Source organism: Mesorhizobium huakuii (assembly GCF_014189455.1).
Taxonomy (GTDB): domain Bacteria; phylum Pseudomonadota; class Alphaproteobacteria; order Rhizobiales; family Rhizobiaceae; genus Mesorhizobium; species Mesorhizobium huakuii_A.
The window spans coordinates 739,595-758,729 of sequence record NZ_CP050296.1; the positions used below are offsets into that span (position 1 = coordinate 739,595).

A 19,135-nucleotide genomic window follows, 5' to 3' on the forward strand; every position below is an offset into this window, starting at 1 on the left:
GCGCGGCGTGCTGTTCTGGGCCTCCTGGACAAACCGCGTACAACAGGGAATTCTTTCCATTCGCATCGCGCCGGTTTTTTAGTAGGCTGTCGCGAGGCAAGGTCGAGGATCCGGCGTGACGGAAGTCAACGATCGTCTTCTTGAAAGCAAGATGACCAAGGTGGAGCAGGCGCGAGCCTGGAGCCCACGCGTCATCTCGAAATTCGAGACGCTGATCAGGAGCGCCGACGACCACTCGCTCTATCGCGTTAATCCGCGGTCCTTTGCCCGCGACCGCGCAATCGCCGAGCCTGAAGCAATCGACCTCTTCCTGCATGCCGCCCGCTGCGGCTTGTTCGACATGAGCTGGGATGTGCTCTGTCCCCAGTCCGGGATGGTGCTCGACAGTTTCGGCGCCCTGCGCACGCTGAAGACCCACTACGTCTGTGGCCTGTGCGACGTATCGGGCGACACCGACCTCGACGACTTCATCGAGGTCACCTTCTCGGTATCGCCGAAGTTACGGCGCCTGCCGTACCACGACCCCGAGACGCTCCCTGTCGAGGATTTTCACTGGAAGCTCCACTTCGGGCATGACGGGCGGCTGCCGGGGCAAGACGTTCGCTTTCTTGACGTTCTGCGCGGCTTCGTTCGGGGCATGACGTTTCTGCCGCCCGGCACCACCACAGTGCTGCGCGCCGACCTGGGACCGGGCGCCCTTTCAGGCGTCAACGTGCAGACGCAGGCCGCATTCGCTGTGCCGATATCAGGCGATCCGGTGTCGGCTCCGACACGTCTGAAGATCGACTATGACGGCAAACGCTTCTTGCCGGCGTTGCCCGCCGTGCCACCTGGTCCGATTGTCATCGAGGTCGCGAATAGGGGGACAGTGCGAGGTTCGTTGCTTGTCATCAACTGGCCGCCCGAGCTTGTCGCTCTGACCACCAAGCCGGCGCTCGATTTCGACCCTTATGTCTCCGGTGGAGCGCTGCTTGCGCGGCAGACCTTCCGCCAGCTGTTCCGGTCCGAACGTGTCGACGAGAAGGAGGGGCTCGGCATCCGGCAGATCACCTTCCTGTTCACGGACCTCAAAGGTTCGACCGCCCTGTATGAGCGCCTGGGTGACCTCAACGCCTATGCTTTGGTCCGCGAGCATTTCGCTTTGGTCAACGTGGCGGTTCAGCAGCATTCCGGAGCGGTGGTCAAGACGATTGGGGACGCGGTGATGGCGGTATTCTCGCAGCCGTCGGATGCGATTTCGGCCGCACTCCACATCTTTGAAGAAATCGATCGCTTCAACGGCGACCATGACGGGCCGGGGATCATCCTCAAGATCGGCGCCCACTGTGGACCGTCGATTGCCGTGACGCTCAACGACAACCTCGATTATTTCGGCCAGACCGTGAATGTCGCCGCGCGCGTGCAGTCCTTGGCGGAAGCCGGACAGGTCTGCATTTCCGAGGCGCTCTATTCCGCGCCCGGGGTTCGCGAAATGCTCGCCGGCCATCGTGTCGTGGCTTTTGACGCGCCTCTTCGAGGTGTGCAGGGTGACGCTACTGTCTATCGAATTGTGCGGGGATAGACACGATTGCGTGCCCATTCCCTTTCGCACGGCGCTGTGAACGACCGCTTTGCGGCGCACTGCAGCCATTGGCAAATCGGTTAATTAGAACTCGATCAGCTCAGTTGGCCGAGATCAGTGCGCCACGCCATCCGAAGCGTGCAGCAGCCTCCACGTTCGCACACTACAGGGCCGTTGCGCCTGTCACAGCACATTCATTGTTGACGGTTATTTTTGTTGGGACGTCGTTTTCGGCTGCGATGCAGGAAGCACCATGCTTGTTCATCCTCAGTATGATGGCGATTGCCCCAAAACCTCCGTGGAGCTGTCGGAGGGTTTTGGTGGTTGGTTTGTCCGCATATGCGAGAACGACCAGGGAACTTTCCACCAATTTAGGCGTGAGCGCGATGCGATTGCCTTCGCGGACAGACAACGCATACGCCTTGGGCTGCCCTGTCCGCCGTTGGAGCGGACAGCATCTGACGGCCATAAGGCGATCAGAAAGATCAGCCAAATAGCAGATGCATTAAGAGCCAGGGGGCTCGGTCGGTTCCTCCAGCAGGCGGGCACTCAAATAAGCAGATGGAAATAGCGTCTGCCATCGGAATGTACTTCGTCTTCGACGCTTCTCGACGCCCGCCCGCCTGACGCGGAACAGGGTTCAGTGATTGATCAACTCATCATCGGCGCCGGAATCTAAGTATGGAACGGAGCATAGACATCGGCGATGAGGTGGCACTGACGGCGACTATCTTGATGGTTCGTCGGAGTGGCCGAGCGTGCGTGAGCATTCCGAGCCACAGCCTCCCATTTGCCATTGAGCCTCCGCGGAAAGCGAAGCCCGGCGACAAGGTGCCAATAACGGGGCACGTAACGCGCGTCGATGATGAGGCCGGTAAGATAACTGTCAAGATCAGCGCTCGAGTGATCGTCGAGATCGACACCGTAACGGCCCACCGAAACTTGTACCCATCCGAACGACAGAAGCCGTTTCGCGAGAGATGGTGATGAACCCCTCAAAAGCCGGAGGCCGCGCGGATCGTGCCCTATTCTTGGCATCGGATGTCACAAGACATCATTTTTCCGACGATCCTATAATCGCCGACGATATCGCTGACAGGGTTTCAAAGGCGGCCGAGAGCAATACGATTCAGCGATTTCATGGGTGGGACAGATCGCCACGGATTGCTGAAAGCAGATGTCAAATCGGAACGGTTCCCATCTCAACCTATCGAAACCGTGACCGACCTGGACGGCGACGCATTTTCCGCCCTTCTGCTCCTTGGATTTTATGCGCTCGCTATGAAACGTTGAGCAGGCCTCCACACGGGGTCCTCACGACGCTGATAGGGCGCGCCAGGCGTCCGCAACTTGCCTTGGGATTTTCATATTTCCTGAAACGGCTTCTCTCACGCAGCCGGCGGGAGCCGACTTGATTAATCAGTCCGCCATTGGCAACACGGACAATCAGCGCTCGATCGAGGCCCGTCTGGCCGAGGTCAGTGCGCCACGCCATCTGAGGCGTGCAGCAGTCTCCAAGTCAAACCAACCCGCCCATCGAACTGTGCCGCAAAATGCTCGGCGGCGACATCCTCCAGGCCGTCATCGACCAGCGCCTCGATGCTTCGCCGCATCAGGGCAAACTGCATTCGCCGGGCGTGTTCCCGGTCTGCCTCCCGCATGATTGCCGTCACGTGGTAGGCGATGACGGGATGGCCGAGGCACGACAGCAGTGCGCTGGCCTCGGCTGTTACAGCAGTAACCGCGTCTTCGATCTTCATTCTGGCGATCCTCATCAAGAATGATGCTGACGCCTCCCCGCAAGGCGACGGTGGTCCGTCGCTCTTTTTAAAGTTCAAGCTGCCGCGCGCTCCCGAAAGCCGCGCGCTAGTCTAGAAATTACTGTCTTCTCCGGGTCCCTCGATCAGCCTCGTTTGGCCAAAAACAGTATCCGTCAAATTTGAGTCAAAGGCGACCGGATAGTTAATCGATGGTTAATGGCGGCGCTTGCTATCCCTCGCCGATCAGGATGTTTCGCCTCGACGTTTCCTGCCGCGCAATAGCCGCAAAGCTGCCCGATGGCTGCCTTGCCTGTTGATCGCCACGAAGAAAGGTTCTGTCATGCGGTTGGTCTGGACGGTCATGTTTGCACTTGCGGGCAGTGCGGCTTTCGCCGCCGCACCCGAGGATGATTACATCGCCGCACGCGACAAGGCGATTGCCGAGATCGCGGCGATGGACAGCGCGAACACCCCCATCGAAACGCTTGACGCGGCCAATGAAAAGGCCCGCGCCGATCTCGAAAAGCGTCTCAGCGCCCTGCTTGGCCCCTTCACGGTCAAGGATTTTCCGGCGGCCGGCACGATCAATATCGAAAGCCTCAGTTCCTCCGATGTCGGCTTCGGCATGCTGGACGGGCTGCGCCACGGCACCGAGGATGGTCCGAGCATCGTGGCCTCGACACGCGGGCTGGTCGAGCGCTGGCTCAAGTCGCGCGCCGCCGAGACGGATGCCGATCTCAAACTGCCCACCAGCTTCGACGCGGCGCTGAAGCTCGATGCCTTCTACACCCAGGCCATCGGCAGCGACGCCGCCTTCACCAGCACGCTCGACTTTGCGTTGAAGAAGCCTGACGGCGCCGACATGGCGATCGCCCGCCTCGGCGGCTGGGCGCAGGATGTCGGGCCGAACTACGACCAGGAAGTCGTCGTCACGCTCGTCAAGGGCAACAGCGTCCTCATCGCCGAAGCGCCCGCGACACCGCCCATCCCGAAGATCGCAGCCTGCGACGCCGTGTGGACCGCCGCCGACGCCGCCGCCCAGAAACTCGCCAAGCAGGCCACCGACGACAGCGACGAAAACACATCCGACGCCGCCAACGCCGCCTGGACGAAAGGCGACAGCGACTTCCGCGCCTGCCTGGGCAAGAGTTTGCCGACGGATGCGGCTTTCCCCGCGCTACAGGCGCAGGCGCAGGCGCTGGCGGATCGGATGGCGGGGAAGTAGGCGCGGCGCCCATTCCTCACCCCTTGTCGCCTTCGCATCGCGCTACGATATTGTCGGTCGCGCTGGGACCTGCCGAGTTGCCGGCGCAATTGAAAATGGTTGAAGGATGAGCCCGGAACGTGCATGGCGCGGCGGGCGGATGAACAGCGTGGGAAAATCTGAATGACGACGGATACGAAAGCGACGGAAACCAGGGCGTTCGAGGCGGATGTCTCGCGGTTGCTGCACATGATGGTGCATTCGGTCTATTCCGATAAGGACGTCTTCCTGCGCGAGCTGATTTCCAATGCCGCCGACGCTTGCGAGAAGCTGCGCTTCGAGGCCGTCAGCCGTCCGGAATTGCTGGGCGAGGATCCCAAGCCGCGCATCTCGATTTCGGCCGATCCGGACAACAAGCAGATCACCGTCGAGGACAACGGCATCGGCATGAGCCGCGACGACATGGCCGAGGCGCTGGGCACGATCGCCCGCTCCGGCACGCGCGCCTTCATCGAGCGTGTCGGCTCAGGCAGCGAGGACACGCAACTCATCGGCCAGTTCGGCGTCGGCTTCTATTCCGCCTTCATGGTCGCCGACCGGGTCGACGTCATCAGCCGCCTGGCGGGAAGTGAAGAGGCCTGGCGCTGGTCCTCCGACGGCAAGGGTTCCTACGACATCGCCCCCGCCCCGATCGAAGCAGCCCCCAAACGCGGCACCCGCGTCGTGCTGCATCTGATGGACGACGCCGTCTCCTACACCGGCTCCTACCGGCTCGAGCAGCTGGCCAAGTCGCAGTCGGGCCATGTGCCGGTGCCGATCACGCTCGTCGAAAAACCCGGCGCCGAGGCGCGCGACATAGCCGACGGCACCGCCCTCTGGGTCCGCCCCAAGAGTGAGATCAAGCCCGAGGAATACACCGACTTCTACCGCAGCGTCGCCGGCCAGTATGACGAGCCGGCCGCCACCATCCATTTCCGCGCCGAGGGAAGGCAGGAATACTCCGTGCTCGCCTTCGTGCCGGGATCGCGTCCGTTCGATCTGTTCGACCAGGACCGCAAGGGCCGCATGAAGCTCTATGTGCGCCGCGTCTTCATCACCGACGACGCCGACCTTCTGCCGCGCTATCTGCGCTTCGTGCGCGGGCTGGTCGATTCCGCCGACCTGCCGCTCAACGTCTCGCGCGAGATGATCCAGGAAAGCCCGCTGTTGGCCTCGATCCGCAAGGGCCTGACCAACCGCGTGCTCGGCGACCTCGTCAAGCTGGCCGAGAACGAGGCCGAGGCCTATGCGAAGATCTGGGACAATTTCGGCGTCGTCCTGAAGGAAGGGCTCTACGAGGATTACGAACGGCGCGAGCAATTGCTGAAGCTCGCCCGCTTCCATTCGAGTGCCTCGGGCGAAGGCTGGCGTGGCCTTGCCGACTATGTCGGCGCGATGAAGGAAGGCCAGAAGGCGATCTTCTTCATGGCCGGCGACGACCGCGCCCGGCTCGAAGCCTCGCCGCAGCTCGAAGGATTCAAGGCGCGCGGCATCGAGGTGCTGCTGCTCACCGACCCCGTCGACAGTTTCTGGGTGACGATGGCGCCGGACTTCGATGGCAAGCCGTTCAAGTCGGTCACGCAGGGCGTGGCCGAACTGTCCGACATCCCGCTGCTCGACGAGGCCAAGAAGCCGGATGCGGCCGCAACACCCGAGGTCGACGGCTTCCTGGCTTTCGTTAAGTCCGCGCTCGGCGATGCCGTCTCGGACGTCAAGGCTTCCGACCGTCTGACCGAAAGCGCCGTTTGCCTGGTCGCGCCCGAACATGGCCCCGACCGGCAGTTCGAGCGGCTGATGAACGCCGCCGGCCGCCTCGACAAGACGGCCAAGCCCATCCTCGAAATCAACCCAAGGCATGAGCGCGTGCTGGCGCTGGCCAGCCTCGGCGAAGAGGACCAGGCCTTCAAGGACGACGCCGCCCACCTTCTCTACGACGAGGCGCGCGTGCTCGATGGCGACAAGCCGGCGGACGCCAGGGCATTTTCGGCGCGTCTGGCCCGGTTGATAGAGCGTGGCATTTCGAAGGGCTGAGACAGCGCTTCGCGGCCGGCTTCAGTGCGCCGCGGCGGCGGGCATGCGGTTGGGATGCCTGAGATGGGTTGGCGTGATGCCGGTCTGCTGGCGGAACACGCGGCTGAAATGGCCGGCATTGGTGAAGCCGCAGCGATAGGCGATATCGCCGATCTGCAGGTCGCTGCCTTCGAGCAGTGACTTGGCATGATGGACTCTCAGCGCCAGATAGGCCGCCATCGGGCCGATGCCGAGCTCGGTGCCGAAAAGCCGCTCGAGCTGGCGCCGTGAACAATTCAGCCGGCCCGCGATCTCGCCGACCGTCAGCGTCTCCTGCAGGTTGCTCTCCATCAAGAGAAGCGCGCGCTTCACCGCACGGCTCGATGCCGCCGGAAACAGGTCGCCGACGGGCTGCACGTCGCGGCTGCTCCTGATCCGGTCGAGCACCAGGATCTTGGCGGCCTTTTCCGCCGCCTTCTGGCCGATGAACTGGGACACGAAATAGCCGGCGAGGTCGGCGGCACCCGTGCCGCCGGCGCAGGTCGAGCGGCCACGGTCGACGGAAAACAGGCTGTCGGCATGGGCGTTGACATCGGGGAACTGGCTGCGGAAATCCTTGATGTGGAACCAGCTGACGGCGGCGCTATAGCCGTCGAGCAGGCCATAGCGCGCCAGCACGAAGCTTCCCGTGCACAGCGCCGTCAGCGGCACACCCTTCTCGGCGGCCCGCAACAGGAACGCCTCCTTGTCGGAACTCAGGCTGCGGTTGGTGTCGAGCAGGCCGCCGACCACCACGACATTGTCGAAATCCTCCGGATTGCCGATCCCTTTGGTCGGCAGCAATTCGACGCCGCAGCTTGCCCGGATCGGCAGGCCGCGTTCGCCGACGATCTCCCAGTCGAACTCGATCCTGCGGCTGCGGTCGCCCTCATCGCCCGCCAGCCGCAGCGTGTCGATGAACAGCGACAGCGGCGACAGCGTGAAGTCGCGAACCAGGAGAAACGCAAACCGCCTTGCCATTTGTTTCCGGAACCGCCTGTCTTAAGCTTATTCAGCCAGCACATTATCCTGGAACACCGGACGATGTGTTTGCCAAAAGCGGCATCGGACTTCTTGCTTGTTGCCGGCCACGCAGTCCATAGCGCCTTCCCTCGACACGTGCCGTCACGGCTTTTAGGGTCATAGGATCGCCCTCCGGCTCGGACCACGTGCAATTCCAGCGGTCGAGGCGCCGATGGGACAAAGAGAGGTTTGGTCAGCGCCTCGGGAATTTCAATTTCGCAACGATCTGACCCGTCGTTGTAGACCAGCGCTCCTTGCGAAATCCGTAGCGCAATATTCGAACCACGCTGGGGTTCATTGGACCACCTATCCAGGGCCGCTATGCTGTCCGGCACGGCAAACCTTTGAAACAGTTGGATCTCGGGAATGAGGAATTTTGGTCGCAGCATTGCTGACCAAATTCTATAAGGGAGGAACGTGATCGAAAAATCACTCTTGCTTTCCAGGTCATCGATATCGGCCATCACTCGCTGAAGTCCGCCCATGCAACTCAGGAGCATGCGATGGAAATTTGGTGGCCAAGGTGAGAACAGAAGATGGCCGGGCAGTTTGCAGCTCATATTGCCACTTTTTGTTCGCCTCCACGGCCAAGGGCAATCTTGGTCCGAGTCAGTCGGTCGAACGAGAAGCACACCCTTGGTCTCGCGGATTACCGGCCAGAAATTTCTCGCGGGTGAACGGCGAATTGCTTCGTGAAGCTGTGCAATAGCCTGAGCGACGGGGACAGCTTTGGCCAACGCATCGATGGCTGTGGATACATTCGGCCTTTGCTGGCGTATGTATTCCTCCGCCAAGGGCCGATTTAGACTCCTCAAATATCCGCGATAAGTCCGCATATGCTCATTGTGGCCATCATCCTCGCGCTTAGTCACTGATCAAATCCATTTGCCCAACCCGCAACCTATTATTCTATCTATTATCCACTCAACTTCGCAGCCAAATATGGATACCAGTTTCATTTCCTAAAGCTAAACTGAAGAGTGTCTCCGGGTCAAAACAGCAAATGCCCGGACGCACCAACGTCCGGGCTGTCCTTCAAAGCAGAGGCAGGCTCGCTTCACTTCTTGCCGACGCTCGTCGCCGCCTGTTCGATGATCTTGGCGACAGCCGAGGGATCGGAGACATAGACCGCGTGGCTGCCGGGCACTTCGACCGTTGTCGCGCCGGCCCGGGTCGCCATCTGGCGCTGTGCCGGCGGCGGGATCATATGATCGTCGGTGGCGACGAGATACCAGCTCGGCTTCACCCTCCAGGCCGGCTTGGTGACCTTACCTTCGAGCGCCGGAATGCCCCACGGAACCTGCGAGTCCGCCATGAAGGCAGCGAGCGAGGGACGCACATCGGCGGCGAAGGCAGCGGCGAACTTGGCCTTGTCGAGCATCAGGAAGCCGTCGACGGGCGGCAGGATCGGCGGCACGGAAGCGCCGGGAGGCGGGTTGGCGATCAGGGTCGAGACCGACTCGCCGGCATCCGCCGCGAAAGCCGCGATATAGACGACAGCAGCCACTTTGGGGTCGGTGCCGGCTTCCGACACCACGACGCCGCCATAGGAGTGGCCGACCAGGATGACATCGCCCTTCGCCTCTGCGATGGCGCGCTTGGTCACCGCGACATCGTCGGCGAGCGAGGTGGTCGGGTTCTGAACGATGGTGACGTCGTAGCCGTCCTTCTTGAGCTGGTGGTAGACGCCTTCCCAGCCGGAGCCATCGACGAAGCCGCCATGCACGAGGACGACGGAATTTGCTGCATTGTTCGACATTTGAGTTCTCCGTTTCAAAGTGTTGTTTGCGTTGGTTGCAGGAGGACTATGCGACGCGGCCGCCGCGCCCGCTTTGAGGCGACCTTCAGGACCGCTTGATTTTCCCTTGAGATGGCTTTGATTTTGCGGCCACGACACGGCTACAGTGTCCAGTGCCGTTATAAGCCGCGTTCCGGAGCCAGCAATTTGCCGTATCTTTTCGAGGATTTCGCCCTGGACGGCGACCGGCGCGAACTGCGTCGCGGCAATGACCTGATTTCCGTCGAGCCGCAGGTGTTCGACCTCCTGCAATATCTGATCCGCAATCGCGAGCGTGTGGTCAGCAAGGACGATCTGGTCGATGCGGTCTGGCAGGGACGCATCGTCTCGGATGCGACGCTGGCCAGCCGCGTCAACGCCGCGCGCGGCGCCCTGCGGGACAATGGCGAGCAGCAGCGCCTCGTCCGCACCTTCCCGCGCCGGGGCTTTCGCTTCGTCGGCACCGTGCGCGAGGAGGCCGGCGCCGAGGCCATCGCACCGGTCGAGCAGGCGAAGCCGGGGCTGGGCATTCCCGCCCGCCCTTCCATCGCCGTGCTGCCCTTCGTCAACCTGAGCGGTGATGCCGATCAGGACTATTTCGCCGACGGCATGGTCGAGGACATCATCACCGGCCTGTCGCGCATCCGCTGGCTGTTCGTGATCGCGCGGAATTCAAGCTTCACCTACAAAGGCCGCGCGGTCGACGTGAAGCAGGTCGGGCGCGAACTCGGCGTGCGCTACGTGCTGGAAGGCTCAGTGCGCAAGGTGGGCAGCCGGGTGCGCATCACCGGCCAGCTCGTCGACGCCGAAGACGGCAGCCATCTCTGGGCCGAGCGCTACGACCGCGAGCTGACCGATGTGTTCGCGCTGCAGGACGAGATCACCATCAGCGTGGTCGCGGCCATCGAGCCCAATCTGCGCCGGGCCGAGATCGAACGCGTCAAGCGCCAGCGCCCGAACAGTCTCGACGCCTACGATCTTTTTCTGCGCGCGCTGCCCGACGTGTACACCTTCATGCCGCAAGGCGCCGCCAAAGGCCTGCCGCTGCTCGACCAGGCGCTGGCCATCGAGCCGAGTTATGCGCTCGTCCACGGCTTTGCCGCCTGGGCGCATCAAACCCTTTTCATCCGCGGGGGCATGCTGGCGGACCACCGCGAGAAGGCGTCCCGCCATGCCCATGCCGCCATCGAGCACGGCTCGGGCGACGCCATGGCGCTGGCGCTGGCCGGCTTCACCATCGGCCTGGTCGAGCATGACCGCAGGCTGGCCGACGAGGCGTTTTCGCAGGCGCTGGCGCTCAGCGCCTCCTGCGCCTTCGTCTACACGTTCGGCTGCGTGCCAGTGGCCTATGGCGGCGACGCGGCCCGCGCCATCGACTGGTGCGAGCAGGCGTTGCGGCTGAGCCCGTTGGACGCCATGAACTGCGTGCCGCAAGGCATGATCGGCTTCGGCAATTTCCTCGCCGGCCGGCATGAGCAGGCTGTCGCCGCAGGCCGGCGGGCGGTGGAGATGAACCCCGGCTTCAGCATCCTGCACGGATGGCTGGCCGCACCGCTTGCCAGGCTCGGCCGGCTCGACGAGGCCAAGGCGGCGGGAGCGCGGATGTTGGCGCTCGATCCGCATTTTACGATTGGCCGCTGGTCAGCGGCGGTGGGGCTGGCGCCCGAGATTGTCGGCGAGGTGACCGACGCGATGCGGATGGCGGGATTGCCGGCATGATCGCTTCGAGCGTCATCGATATCGGAAGAATGCGAAGCGGTTTATCCCGACTCGGCAAAGCCAGCCCCCACATTGGCGCTTCGTCGAGTATCTGGCCCCGACGCGTCCGGAAGCACCGGCGACGCCGGTCGTTTAGGCACTGCTCCGCCCGGCAAGTTGAAATGCCCCGCGTAGGCTAATGCTGAAACTTCCTGCCAGCCTGGAAGGGCAAATTTAAGCGTTTGCTACTAAGCTGGACCGATGAGCTATTGTTCAGGACAGCTACCCGGGTCGAATTGACCACAACAAGATTCAGTCTTGGCCGCACGAGCCGGGCCATTTTTTCTACCGCCAACTTGCCGGCGGCGATCGCTTTTGTCGTGCTTCTGGTCTGCGCCGTCGTTGCCGACCAGCAGAACAGCAGGGTCTCCGATCAACTGGCCCGTGCCGACGTGCTGGCCAAGGTCAACATCATTCGCGCCAAGCTCGAAGGCAATATAAACGGCAATCTTCAGCTTGTGCAGGGGTTGGTTTCGGCCATCGATACCGAACCCTATATGGGCCAGCAAAGATTTGCCTCGCTTGCCCGCAATCTGTTCGAACAGAAATCGCAATTGCGCAACATTGCCGGCGCGCCCGACCTCGTCATCTCGTTGATGTATCCGATACAGGGCAACGAGAAGGCGATCGGGCTCGATTACCGCAAGAACGAAGCGCAGCGCACGGCAGCGCTCCGGGCGCGCGACCAGCGGGTGCTGGTGTTTGCCGGCCCGGTCGACCTTGCCCAAGGCGGGCGCGGCTTCATCGGCCGCATTCCGGTCTTTGTGCCGACCGCCGGCGGCGGCGATCGCTTCTGGGGCATCGTCTCGGCGGTGGTCGATGTCGATCGGCTCTACGCGGCGAGCGGGCTGACCGATCAGGATCTCGATATCGATGTCGCGCTCACAGGCAAGGATGCGCTGGGCGGCGGCGGCGACCGCTTTTTCGGCGGCGACCAGGTCGTCGCCGGAAATCCGGTATCGGCCGACGTGCAGTTGCCATCAGGCTCCTGGCAGATTTCGGCCATTCCCAAGGGCGGCTGGTCGGCGGCTCCGAAGAACGAGTGGACCTTGCGGTCGCTGATGTTGCTCGCCGGAGCGCTGGTGGTGCTGCCGATCATGGTGGCCGGCCGGCTATTCGGCGAAAGGCAGAAAAACTACGCCGAGCTGAGGCGCCTGTCCGGGCGCCTGGAGCTGGCGCTTGAAGCCTCCGGCATCGGCGTTTGGGAACACGACCTCACCAGCAACGAAATGGTGTGGGATGACCGCGTCAACGAGATCTACGGCAAGTCAGCCGACGGCAAGCCGCGCGGCTATGATGACTGGGCGCAGACGATCCATCCTGAAGATCTCGGGCGGGCAAGACAGGACTTTGATTCGGCCTCGGCCAGTAAAGGCCCCTATTCCTCACAATACCGGCTCCTGCGCCCCGACGGCACCGTCCGCCATGTGCGCACGCGCGCAACCTACTTCCAGGACATAGGCGGCACACCCAAGTTGATCGGCGCCGAGTGGGACGTGACCAGCGACGTGCTGCTCAACGAAAACCTCATTCGCGAGCGCCAGTTGACAGAATCGAAGAACGCCGAGCTCAATCTCGCCAAGGCGCATATCGAGTATGCGGCGCTGCACGATTCGCTGACCGGCCTGCCCAACCGCCGCTATCTCGATGAACTGCTGGCCGAAAACGGCGAACCGGACCGGCGCACGGCACTGCTGCACCTGGACCTCGATCGCTTCAAGCAGATCAACGACACGCTCGGCCACGCCGCGGGCGATGCCATGCTGATGCATGCCTCCAGGGTCATCAAGGCCAATGCCAGCCGTGACGATTTCGTTGCGCGCATCGGCGGCGACGAGTTCGTTTTGGTCAGCCATGGGCTTGATGACGACGAGCTCTCGGCACTTGCCGACCGCATCATCGAGGAGATGCGCCAGCCTGTCGATTATCGCGGCCATCCGTGCCGCTTCGGGGTCAGCATCGGCATTGCCGCCAACAGCGGCGTCGACGTGAAGCAGTTGCTGGTCAACGCCGATCTCGCGCTTTATCGGGCGAAAAGTCGTGGCCGCAACCGCTTCGAATTCTTCAACGAGGAATTGCAGAGCGAGATCGTGCGGACCAAGCAGATCGCCGACGAGATTCTCGGCGGGCTGGAGCGGCACGAATTCATCGCCTACTATCAGCCGCAGTTCGACGCGAGCACGCTTGAGATCGTCGGCGTCGAGGCGTTGTCGCGCTGGAAGCATCCGCGAAGGGGTATCCTGGCCCCCGACGCCTACCTCAAGGTGGCCGACGAACTCAACGTCGTGGCGCTGATCGACCGCATCGTCCTCAAACACGCGCTGGAGAATTTCGAGCGCTGGTCGCGCAGTCATCTCAACATCCCGCGCGTGTCGGTCAACGTCTCTGCCAGGCGGCTGGAGGATAAGGACCTGATCGAGGGCCTGCGCAAGCTCGCCATCAAGGCGGGAACCGTGTCGTTCGAGCTGGTGGAGTCCATCTTCCTCGATGAAAACGACGATCTGGTCACCTGGAATATCGACCACATCAAGGAGCTCGGCATAGACATCGAGATCGACGATTTCGGCACCGGCCACGCCTCGATCGTCTCGCTGCTCAAGCTGCGGCCGCGTCGCCTCAAGATCGACCGTCAACTGATCACACCCATTGCCGGTTCAATGGCGCAACGGCACCTTGTGGCGTCGATCATCGAGATCGGCAAATCGCTCGGCATCGAAGTGGTTGCCGAGGGCGTCGAGACGATGGAGCACGCGCGTATCCTCAAGGAACTTGGCTGCGATATCTTGCAAGGCTACCTTTTTGGCCGGCCCATGGAGGCCAAGGCCTTCAAGGCCTTCGCCCAGTCGCGCAAATGGCTGGCCGCGGGGTAGTTGGCCCTGCCCCTGGCGTTGCCCTTGGTCGCCACCTCACCCTGTTGCAGACCAATCGCCACATCGCTATATAGCCGCTGTCGGAAAAGGCAGAGTTGGTTTGGTAAGCCCAACTCCTCTCGGTAACGAGAGCTCTGGTCTTTGGCTTCGTGCACGAGATCCCCACGACGAACATCGGACGCTGTTGAGCGCCCAATCGTTCGTCCGTGTGGCTCTCAACTCGAGGAACGCTCCGGTCGAACACATCGACCAAGGAGTAGTTCATGCCCAACCCGATCCCCTATGATGTCGTAATTGCCGGTGCCGGTCCGGTCGGCCTGTTTCTCGCCTGCGAGCTGCGCCTGGCAGGCCTCTCTGTGTTGGTGCTGGAGCAGGCCGAGAGCCCCAACTCGCCATTGAAGCGGCTTCCCTTCGGCATGCGCGGCCTTAACGTGCCCACCATCGAGGCCTTCCACCGCCGCGGCCTGCTGGACGACATTGCGCCGCCTGCCAACGATGGCTCGGGCGGCAAATTGGCCGCCGCGCACTGGATGCAGCAGCCGCGCCGCCCCGGCGGCCATTTCGCCGGCATCCAGTTCCACCTCGACGCCGTCGACAGCTCGAAATGGCCCTATCGCCTGCCAGACCCGGCGGGTAACAGCATGGCGGTCGAGATGGAGCAGTTGGAAACCATGCTCGCCACCCGCGCGACCGCGATGGGCGTCGAGATCAGGCGCAGCCTCGGCGTCGACGGCTTCACCCAGTCGGACGAAGGCGTGACCATCCGCGCCGGTGGCGAGACCTTTCACGCAAGCTGGCTCATCGGTTGCGATGGCGGCCGCAGCACGGTTCGCAAGCTTGGCGGCTTTGCCTTCACCGGCACCGATGCCGAATTCACCGGCTATTCCGTCGAAGTCGAAATCGCCGATCCGGACACACTCAGCCTCGGCCGCCACTACACGCCGACGGGCATGTACACCTACTCCCGGCCAGGCACGATCGCGATGGTCGAGTTCGACGGGGCCGCTTTCCACCGGACAGAGCCGATCACGCTGGAGCATGTGCAGGCGGTGTTGCGCCGCGTGTCGGGCGCGGACGTCACCTTGGCGGCGCTGCGCCTCGCCACGACCTGGACCGATCGCGCCTACCAGGCGACCACCTACCGCAACAAGCGGGTGCTGCTTGCCGGCGACGCCGCCCACATCCATTCACCGCTCGGCGGCCAGGGGCTCAATCTCGGGCTCGGCGACGCGATGAACCTCGGCTGGAAGCTTGCCGCCACCATTCGCGGCGACGCGCCGGCCGGCCTGCTCGACAGCTATTTCGCTGAGCGGCATCCGGTGGGGGCGCAGGTTCTCGACTGGTCGCGCGCCCAGGTCGCGCTGATGCGGCCAAGCCGCAGTTCGCGCGCGCTCGAAGCCATCATCCGCGATCTCATCGCCACAGGCGACGGCGCGACCTATTTCGCCGAGCGCGTCTGGGGCGTGTCGCTGCGCTACGATCTTGGCGGCAGCCACCCACTGGTCGGCCGCAGCGCGCCCGATTTCGAGCTGGCCGACGGGACGAGGCTCGGCGAACGCTTGAGGACCGGGCAAGGCCTGCTGTTGGACTTCGATGCCCACCCTCCCCTGCAAGCGCTGGCCAGCCGCTGGCGCGGCCGGATCAGCTATGTCGCCGAGAATGCCAGGGAGCGGCTCGGCCTGGGCGCCCTGCTCGTGCGCCCGGATGGCTTCGTCGCCTGGGCTGCCGATGCTGAGCCTGATCTTGAGGAGGCTGCTCAGGCCGCGTCGAAGTGGTTAGGCGAGGCGGCGACGCTGTGATCTCCCCCTTGTGGGTCCCTCTGGAGGGAAAGGAAAGACGCCAAGGGCGGCGAACTCGCGCCCTTCCTCTCCCCCGTCGATCGGGGGAGAGGTGTCGAGCGAAGCTCGACGGAGTGTGGGGTCGACCTGGCTCGGCCATCGTTACTTCAAGCCGGGGCGATGCCTCGCCAGATTGAGGCTCCGTGGCGAGTTGTTAGCGGCAGTGACTTTGAGAACCGCCTTCCCCCACTCCGTCGCTGCTTCGCAGCGCCACCTCTCCCCTCCGGAGGGAGAGGAAGGGCGCCTGTCCGAACCGGATAGATGGGTAACAGTTTGAACCGGATACATGGGGAGAGGTGGCCTCGAAGCGGCCGGAGTGGGGGCTGGCGCCGCGATATGCGATCGCCCTGCCCACGAGGGGGGAGATCGGGCAGCTTCGGCGCCGCCCCTACCCTCCCGTGACTGAAAAACAAGGTAGGGTGTCGGGTATGACGCCCGCCGTTCGTCCTCTGGATGCAAAACACAGACACACCCCACCAACCACCCGGAGCCTGCCAATGCCCCCCACCATCACAGCCTTTGAACGATCCCCCGATGGCGGCAAGGGACTGGCGCGCGATACGCGCGTTCGCTGGGCGCTCGAAGAGGTGGGGCAGCCTTATGAGGTTCGGCTTGTTTCCTTTGCCGGGATGAAGGCGCCTGGCCATCTGGCCATCCATCCCTTCGGCCAGATCCCCACCTATGAGGAAGGCTCTCTGTGCCTGTTCGAGACCGGCTCGATCGTCTTTCATCTTGCCGAGCAGCATGCCGGCCTGCTGCCCAGGGATCGCGATGCCCGCGCCCGCGCGATCACCTGGATGTTTGCCGCGCTCAACACCGTGGAGCCGCCGATCCTCGAGTTGACGACGGCAAGAATATTCGAAGCCGGCAGGTCCTGGGCCGAGGAGCGCCTGCCGCTGGTGAAAGACCGTGTTCGGGCAGTGCTGGGCAAGCTCTCGGCCTATCTGGGCGCCGCAGAATGGCTTGATGGTGCGTTCAGCGCGGGCGATCTGTTGATGGTATCGGTGCTGCTGCGCCTGAGAATGTCGGGCATTCTGGACGAATATAAAAACCTGGCTGCCTATGTGGCGCGCGGGGAAGCGCGGCCCGCTTATGCCAGGGCCTTCGCCGCGCAATTCGTCTTCAACGCCCCATCATAAGGCTGAGCTGACAGCAACTTGAGCGCTTCGGCGCGACCACAGCGGCGGTGAGCGGGCGTCAGGCGAACGCGGCCGCTGCGGGCGGCGGATCGCGGCCGTCAGGCCCTGGAACGGGAACGTATCGGGCATAGGAGGCGCTCAAGCGCGCCTGCCCGTTCGAACGCGACCGGAGTATGTCCTCCAGTTTGAACATGTTTACGAGCGGCACCATCGCGTTGATGACGACTGCACTGTAGCGAGCTTCCTGGTCCCCGATCCGGCCACGACGGCTCTTCAGTTCGCCGGTGATGCTGCCGGCATAGTCTGCCGGCGTCACCACCTCGACCTTCATGATCGGCTCGAGCAGTTGTATGCCGAGGCGCGGCGCGGCTTCGCGAAAGCAGGCGCGGCCGGCAACCTCGAAAGCCAGGGCCGAGGAGTCGGTCTCGTGCCAGGCGCAGTCCACCAGCATCGCCTTGACGCCGATCATCGGAAAGCCCGCGAACGGCCCCGCCGACAGGGCGCTGCGCAGCCCCTTTTCGACCCCCGCCACATACTCGTCCGGGATCGCACCGCCGACGATCCTGGACGCGAACACCAAGTCCGGATTGTACGCGTTCGGCTCGAACATGATCTTGACGCGGGCGAACTGACCCGTGCCGGCGAACAGCTTCTTGTGGGTGTAGTCCTGCTGATGGCTGCGGGTGATCGTCTCGCGATAGGCCACCTGCGGGGCGCCGACATTCACCGCAAGATTGAACTCGCGGCGCACGCGGTCGATGATGCCCTCGAGTTCAACTTCGCCCATGGCGGCGACGATCGTCTGACCGGATCCTCGTCCCACTTGACGTGGAGCCAGGGATCCTCGTCCGCCAGCCTCGACAGGGCGATACGCAGCTTCCCCTCGTCGGCTCTCGATTTCGCCTCGATCGCGATTTGCAGCAAAGGCCATGGCGCGGCAGGTTTTTCCATGACGATATGGTTGCAGGTTGACCAGAAGTCCGCAACGGTGAGGACGAGCGCCGTCAACAGCCGCTTCCTTGCCCCGGCGAGACGGCTATGGATATTTCGCCTTTGCGCCCGCCGGGCTCAAATCGCCCTGCAATTCCTTGGGCAGCGGCAGGCTCGAGCATTGCAGGTGCACGTTGCGGGCGTAAAACTTCCGATGCTTCTGCTCGGCCTCCTTGGTGGCCGCTATGATGCCCAGCCCATACGGGCCAAGTGCCGCGAATTCCCAGCCCGGATGCTGTTTCTCGCGAACCGCATAGTCGGCAGCCGCCGCCCGGGCCTGCTGGCATTGCGGCGACGCCCACTTCGGGTCCTGTGGCGAAAGCGACGCGCCGTAGTCGACCGGAGAGGTCGCGCATCCCGCCACCGTCGCGGCCAATGCGGACATTGCAATGCGCATCGCAATTCTCATCTCTGAAGCCCTTCCCGGTCTCCGCAGACCTGGCCGGCGTCCCCGCCATGCCAATCACGTATCCGCGATGTCCCGCCCCTGCGCTTGCCATAGGCCTCGCTTCATGTCGATCTTCCCGAAGCCAGATTCGGGCTGTGTGCCGGGAACCAAATGACAGGCGAGACTGTTCAGTTGTAACTTTGACACAGCGCTGACACGCCCAGCCGGTTGGGCACGCGGCGACCTTGAGGAGTTCTCATATGAAGATTTCGTCCAGTTTTCGTTCCATCGCGGTTGCCGCCATCGCCACTGCCGGCATTGGCTTTGCCAGCGCAGCACACGCCGACAGCGGCACGATCCGTTTCGCCGTTTACAAGGCGGCCTTCTTCGTCGGCGGCTCCGGCGGCGAAGGCACGTTCACCTTCCACGGTAAGTCTTATCCGATCTCCATCGGCGCCGTTTCGGGCGGCCTCGCCTTCGGCGTTTCCAAGACCTATTTCCACGGCACGGTGCGCCATATCAGGCGCGCCCGCGATGTGACGGGGGTCTATGGCGCGGCGGGTGGCGGCGGCACGATCGGCAAGGGCGCCCAGGTAATCGTCATGACAAACGACAAGGGTGCCCAGCTCGAACTCACCGGCAAGCAGGTTGGCCTGCAGGTCAACGCCGATCTCAGCGGCTTTGCCATCTCGCTGAAGTAATGGCCTCCGCCCTTTCGGGGGCACGCTGGACACCAAAG

Annotated in this window: 12 protein-coding genes and 1 pseudogene; 8 read left to right on the forward strand and 5 right to left on the reverse strand. The window is 63.2% G+C overall.

The annotated features are described in order from the left end of the window. Positions 1-115 precede the first annotated feature (115 nt). Positions 116-1,561, forward strand: a complete 1,446-nt coding sequence (locus HB778_RS03595) for an adenylate/guanylate cyclase domain-containing protein (protein WP_183461533.1) — start codon at positions 116-118, stop codon at positions 1,559-1,561. Positions 1,562-3,039: 1,478 nt separating this feature from the next. Here the strand turns inward: HB778_RS03595 and HB778_RS03600 are convergent. Then, positions 3,040-3,321: a hypothetical protein gene (locus HB778_RS03600; RefSeq protein ID WP_244661796.1), complete on the reverse strand. Its 282-nt coding sequence runs from the start codon at positions 3,319-3,321 to the stop codon at positions 3,040-3,042. Between the two features lie 361 nt (positions 3,322-3,682). Here HB778_RS03600 and HB778_RS03605 point away from each other — a divergent pair, with 361 nt between their 5' ends. Both HB778_RS03605 and htpG read left to right on the forward strand, forming a co-directional pair. Next, complete coding sequence (locus tag HB778_RS03605) at positions 3,683-4,546, forward strand: hypothetical protein (RefSeq protein WP_244661797.1); 864 nt, start codon at positions 3,683-3,685, stop codon at positions 4,544-4,546. A gap of 162 nt (positions 4,547-4,708) precedes the next feature. Continuing rightward, a complete protein-coding gene (gene htpG / locus HB778_RS03610) occupies positions 4,709-6,595 on the forward strand; it encodes a molecular chaperone HtpG (protein ID WP_183461539.1) in 1,887 nt (628 codons plus the stop codon). A gap of 21 nt (positions 6,596-6,616) precedes the next feature. Here the strand turns inward: htpG and HB778_RS03615 are convergent, their stop codons facing one another. Both HB778_RS03615 and HB778_RS03620 read right to left on the reverse strand, forming a co-directional pair. Then, positions 6,617-7,594 (reverse strand): GlxA family transcriptional regulator, encoded by a 978-nt coding sequence (locus tag HB778_RS03615; RefSeq protein WP_183461541.1) that lies wholly within the window; start codon positions 7,592-7,594, stop codon positions 6,617-6,619. Between the two features lie 1,099 nt (positions 7,595-8,693). Beyond that, positions 8,694-9,395, reverse strand: coding sequence for an alpha/beta hydrolase (locus HB778_RS03620; RefSeq protein ID WP_183461543.1), 702 nt, complete (start codon positions 9,393-9,395; stop codon positions 8,694-8,696). A 186-nt stretch (positions 9,396-9,581) separates the two neighbouring features. Here HB778_RS03620 and HB778_RS03625 point away from each other — a divergent pair, with 186 nt between their 5' ends. The 4 genes from HB778_RS03625 to HB778_RS03640 all read left to right on the forward strand — a co-directional run bounded on the left by HB778_RS03625 (position 9,582) and on the right by HB778_RS03640 (position 17,018). Further along, positions 9,582-11,132 (forward strand): winged helix-turn-helix domain-containing tetratricopeptide repeat protein, encoded by a 1,551-nt coding sequence (locus HB778_RS03625; protein ID WP_183461544.1) that lies wholly within the window; start codon positions 9,582-9,584, stop codon positions 11,130-11,132. Positions 11,133-11,407: 275 nt separating this feature from the next. Beyond that, positions 11,408-14,041 (forward strand): EAL domain-containing protein, encoded by a 2,634-nt coding sequence (locus tag HB778_RS03630; RefSeq protein WP_183461547.1) that lies wholly within the window; start codon positions 11,408-11,410, stop codon positions 14,039-14,041. 263 nt (positions 14,042-14,304) lie between these two features. Next, complete coding sequence (locus HB778_RS03635; RefSeq protein WP_183461549.1) at positions 14,305-15,840, forward strand: FAD-dependent monooxygenase; 1,536 nt, start codon at positions 14,305-14,307, stop codon at positions 15,838-15,840. A 536-nt stretch (positions 15,841-16,376) separates the two neighbouring features. Beyond that, a complete protein-coding gene (locus HB778_RS03640; protein WP_183464984.1) occupies positions 16,377-17,018 on the forward strand; it encodes a glutathione S-transferase family protein in 642 nt (213 codons plus the stop codon). A 58-nt stretch (positions 17,019-17,076) separates the two neighbouring features. Here HB778_RS03640 and fusA read toward each other — a convergent pair. Next, positions 17,077-17,975 (reverse strand): annotated as a pseudogene (gene fusA, locus HB778_RS03645) (elongation factor G); the annotation flags it as partial. A gap of 79 nt (positions 17,976-18,054) precedes the next feature. Then, the gene (locus tag HB778_RS03650) at positions 18,055-18,405 is read right to left on the reverse strand and encodes a hypothetical protein (protein WP_183461551.1); all 351 of its coding nucleotides are present in this window, start codon (positions 18,403-18,405) and stop codon (positions 18,055-18,057) included. A gap of 251 nt (positions 18,406-18,656) precedes the next feature. Here HB778_RS03650 and HB778_RS03655 point away from each other — a divergent pair, with 251 nt between their 5' ends. Beyond that, a complete protein-coding gene (locus HB778_RS03655; RefSeq protein WP_096448255.1) occupies positions 18,657-19,097 on the forward strand; it encodes a hypothetical protein in 441 nt (146 codons plus the stop codon). Positions 19,098-19,135: the final 38 nt, after the last annotated feature.

Excerpts from the sequence above, each read along its gene's own strand:
- HB778_RS03600 (WP_244661796.1), bottom strand. The coding sequence starts at position 3,321 with ATGAAGATCGAAGACGCGGTTACTGCTGTAACAGCCGAGGCCAGCGCA.
- HB778_RS03605 (WP_244661797.1), top strand. The coding sequence starts at position 3,683 with ATGTTTGCACTTGCGGGCAGTGCGGCTTTCGCCGCCGCACCCGAGGAT.
- htpG (WP_183461539.1), top strand. The coding sequence starts at position 4,709 with ATGACGACGGATACGAAAGCGACGGAAACCAGGGCGTTCGAGGCGGAT.
- HB778_RS03615 (WP_183461541.1), bottom strand. The coding sequence starts at position 7,594 with ATGGCAAGGCGGTTTGCGTTTCTCCTGGTTCGCGACTTCACGCTGTCG.
- HB778_RS03620 (WP_183461543.1), bottom strand. The coding sequence starts at position 9,395 with ATGTCGAACAATGCAGCAAATTCCGTCGTCCTCGTGCATGGCGGCTTC.
- HB778_RS03635 (WP_183461549.1), top strand. The coding sequence starts at position 14,305 with ATGCCCAACCCGATCCCCTATGATGTCGTAATTGCCGGTGCCGGTCCG.
- HB778_RS03640 (WP_183464984.1), top strand. The coding sequence starts at position 16,377 with ATGCCCCCCACCATCACAGCCTTTGAACGATCCCCCGATGGCGGCAAG.
- HB778_RS03650 (WP_183461551.1), bottom strand. The coding sequence starts at position 18,405 with ATGCGCATTGCAATGTCCGCATTGGCCGCGACGGTGGCGGGATGCGCG.
- HB778_RS03655 (WP_096448255.1), top strand. The coding sequence starts at position 18,657 with ATGAAGATTTCGTCCAGTTTTCGTTCCATCGCGGTTGCCGCCATCGCC.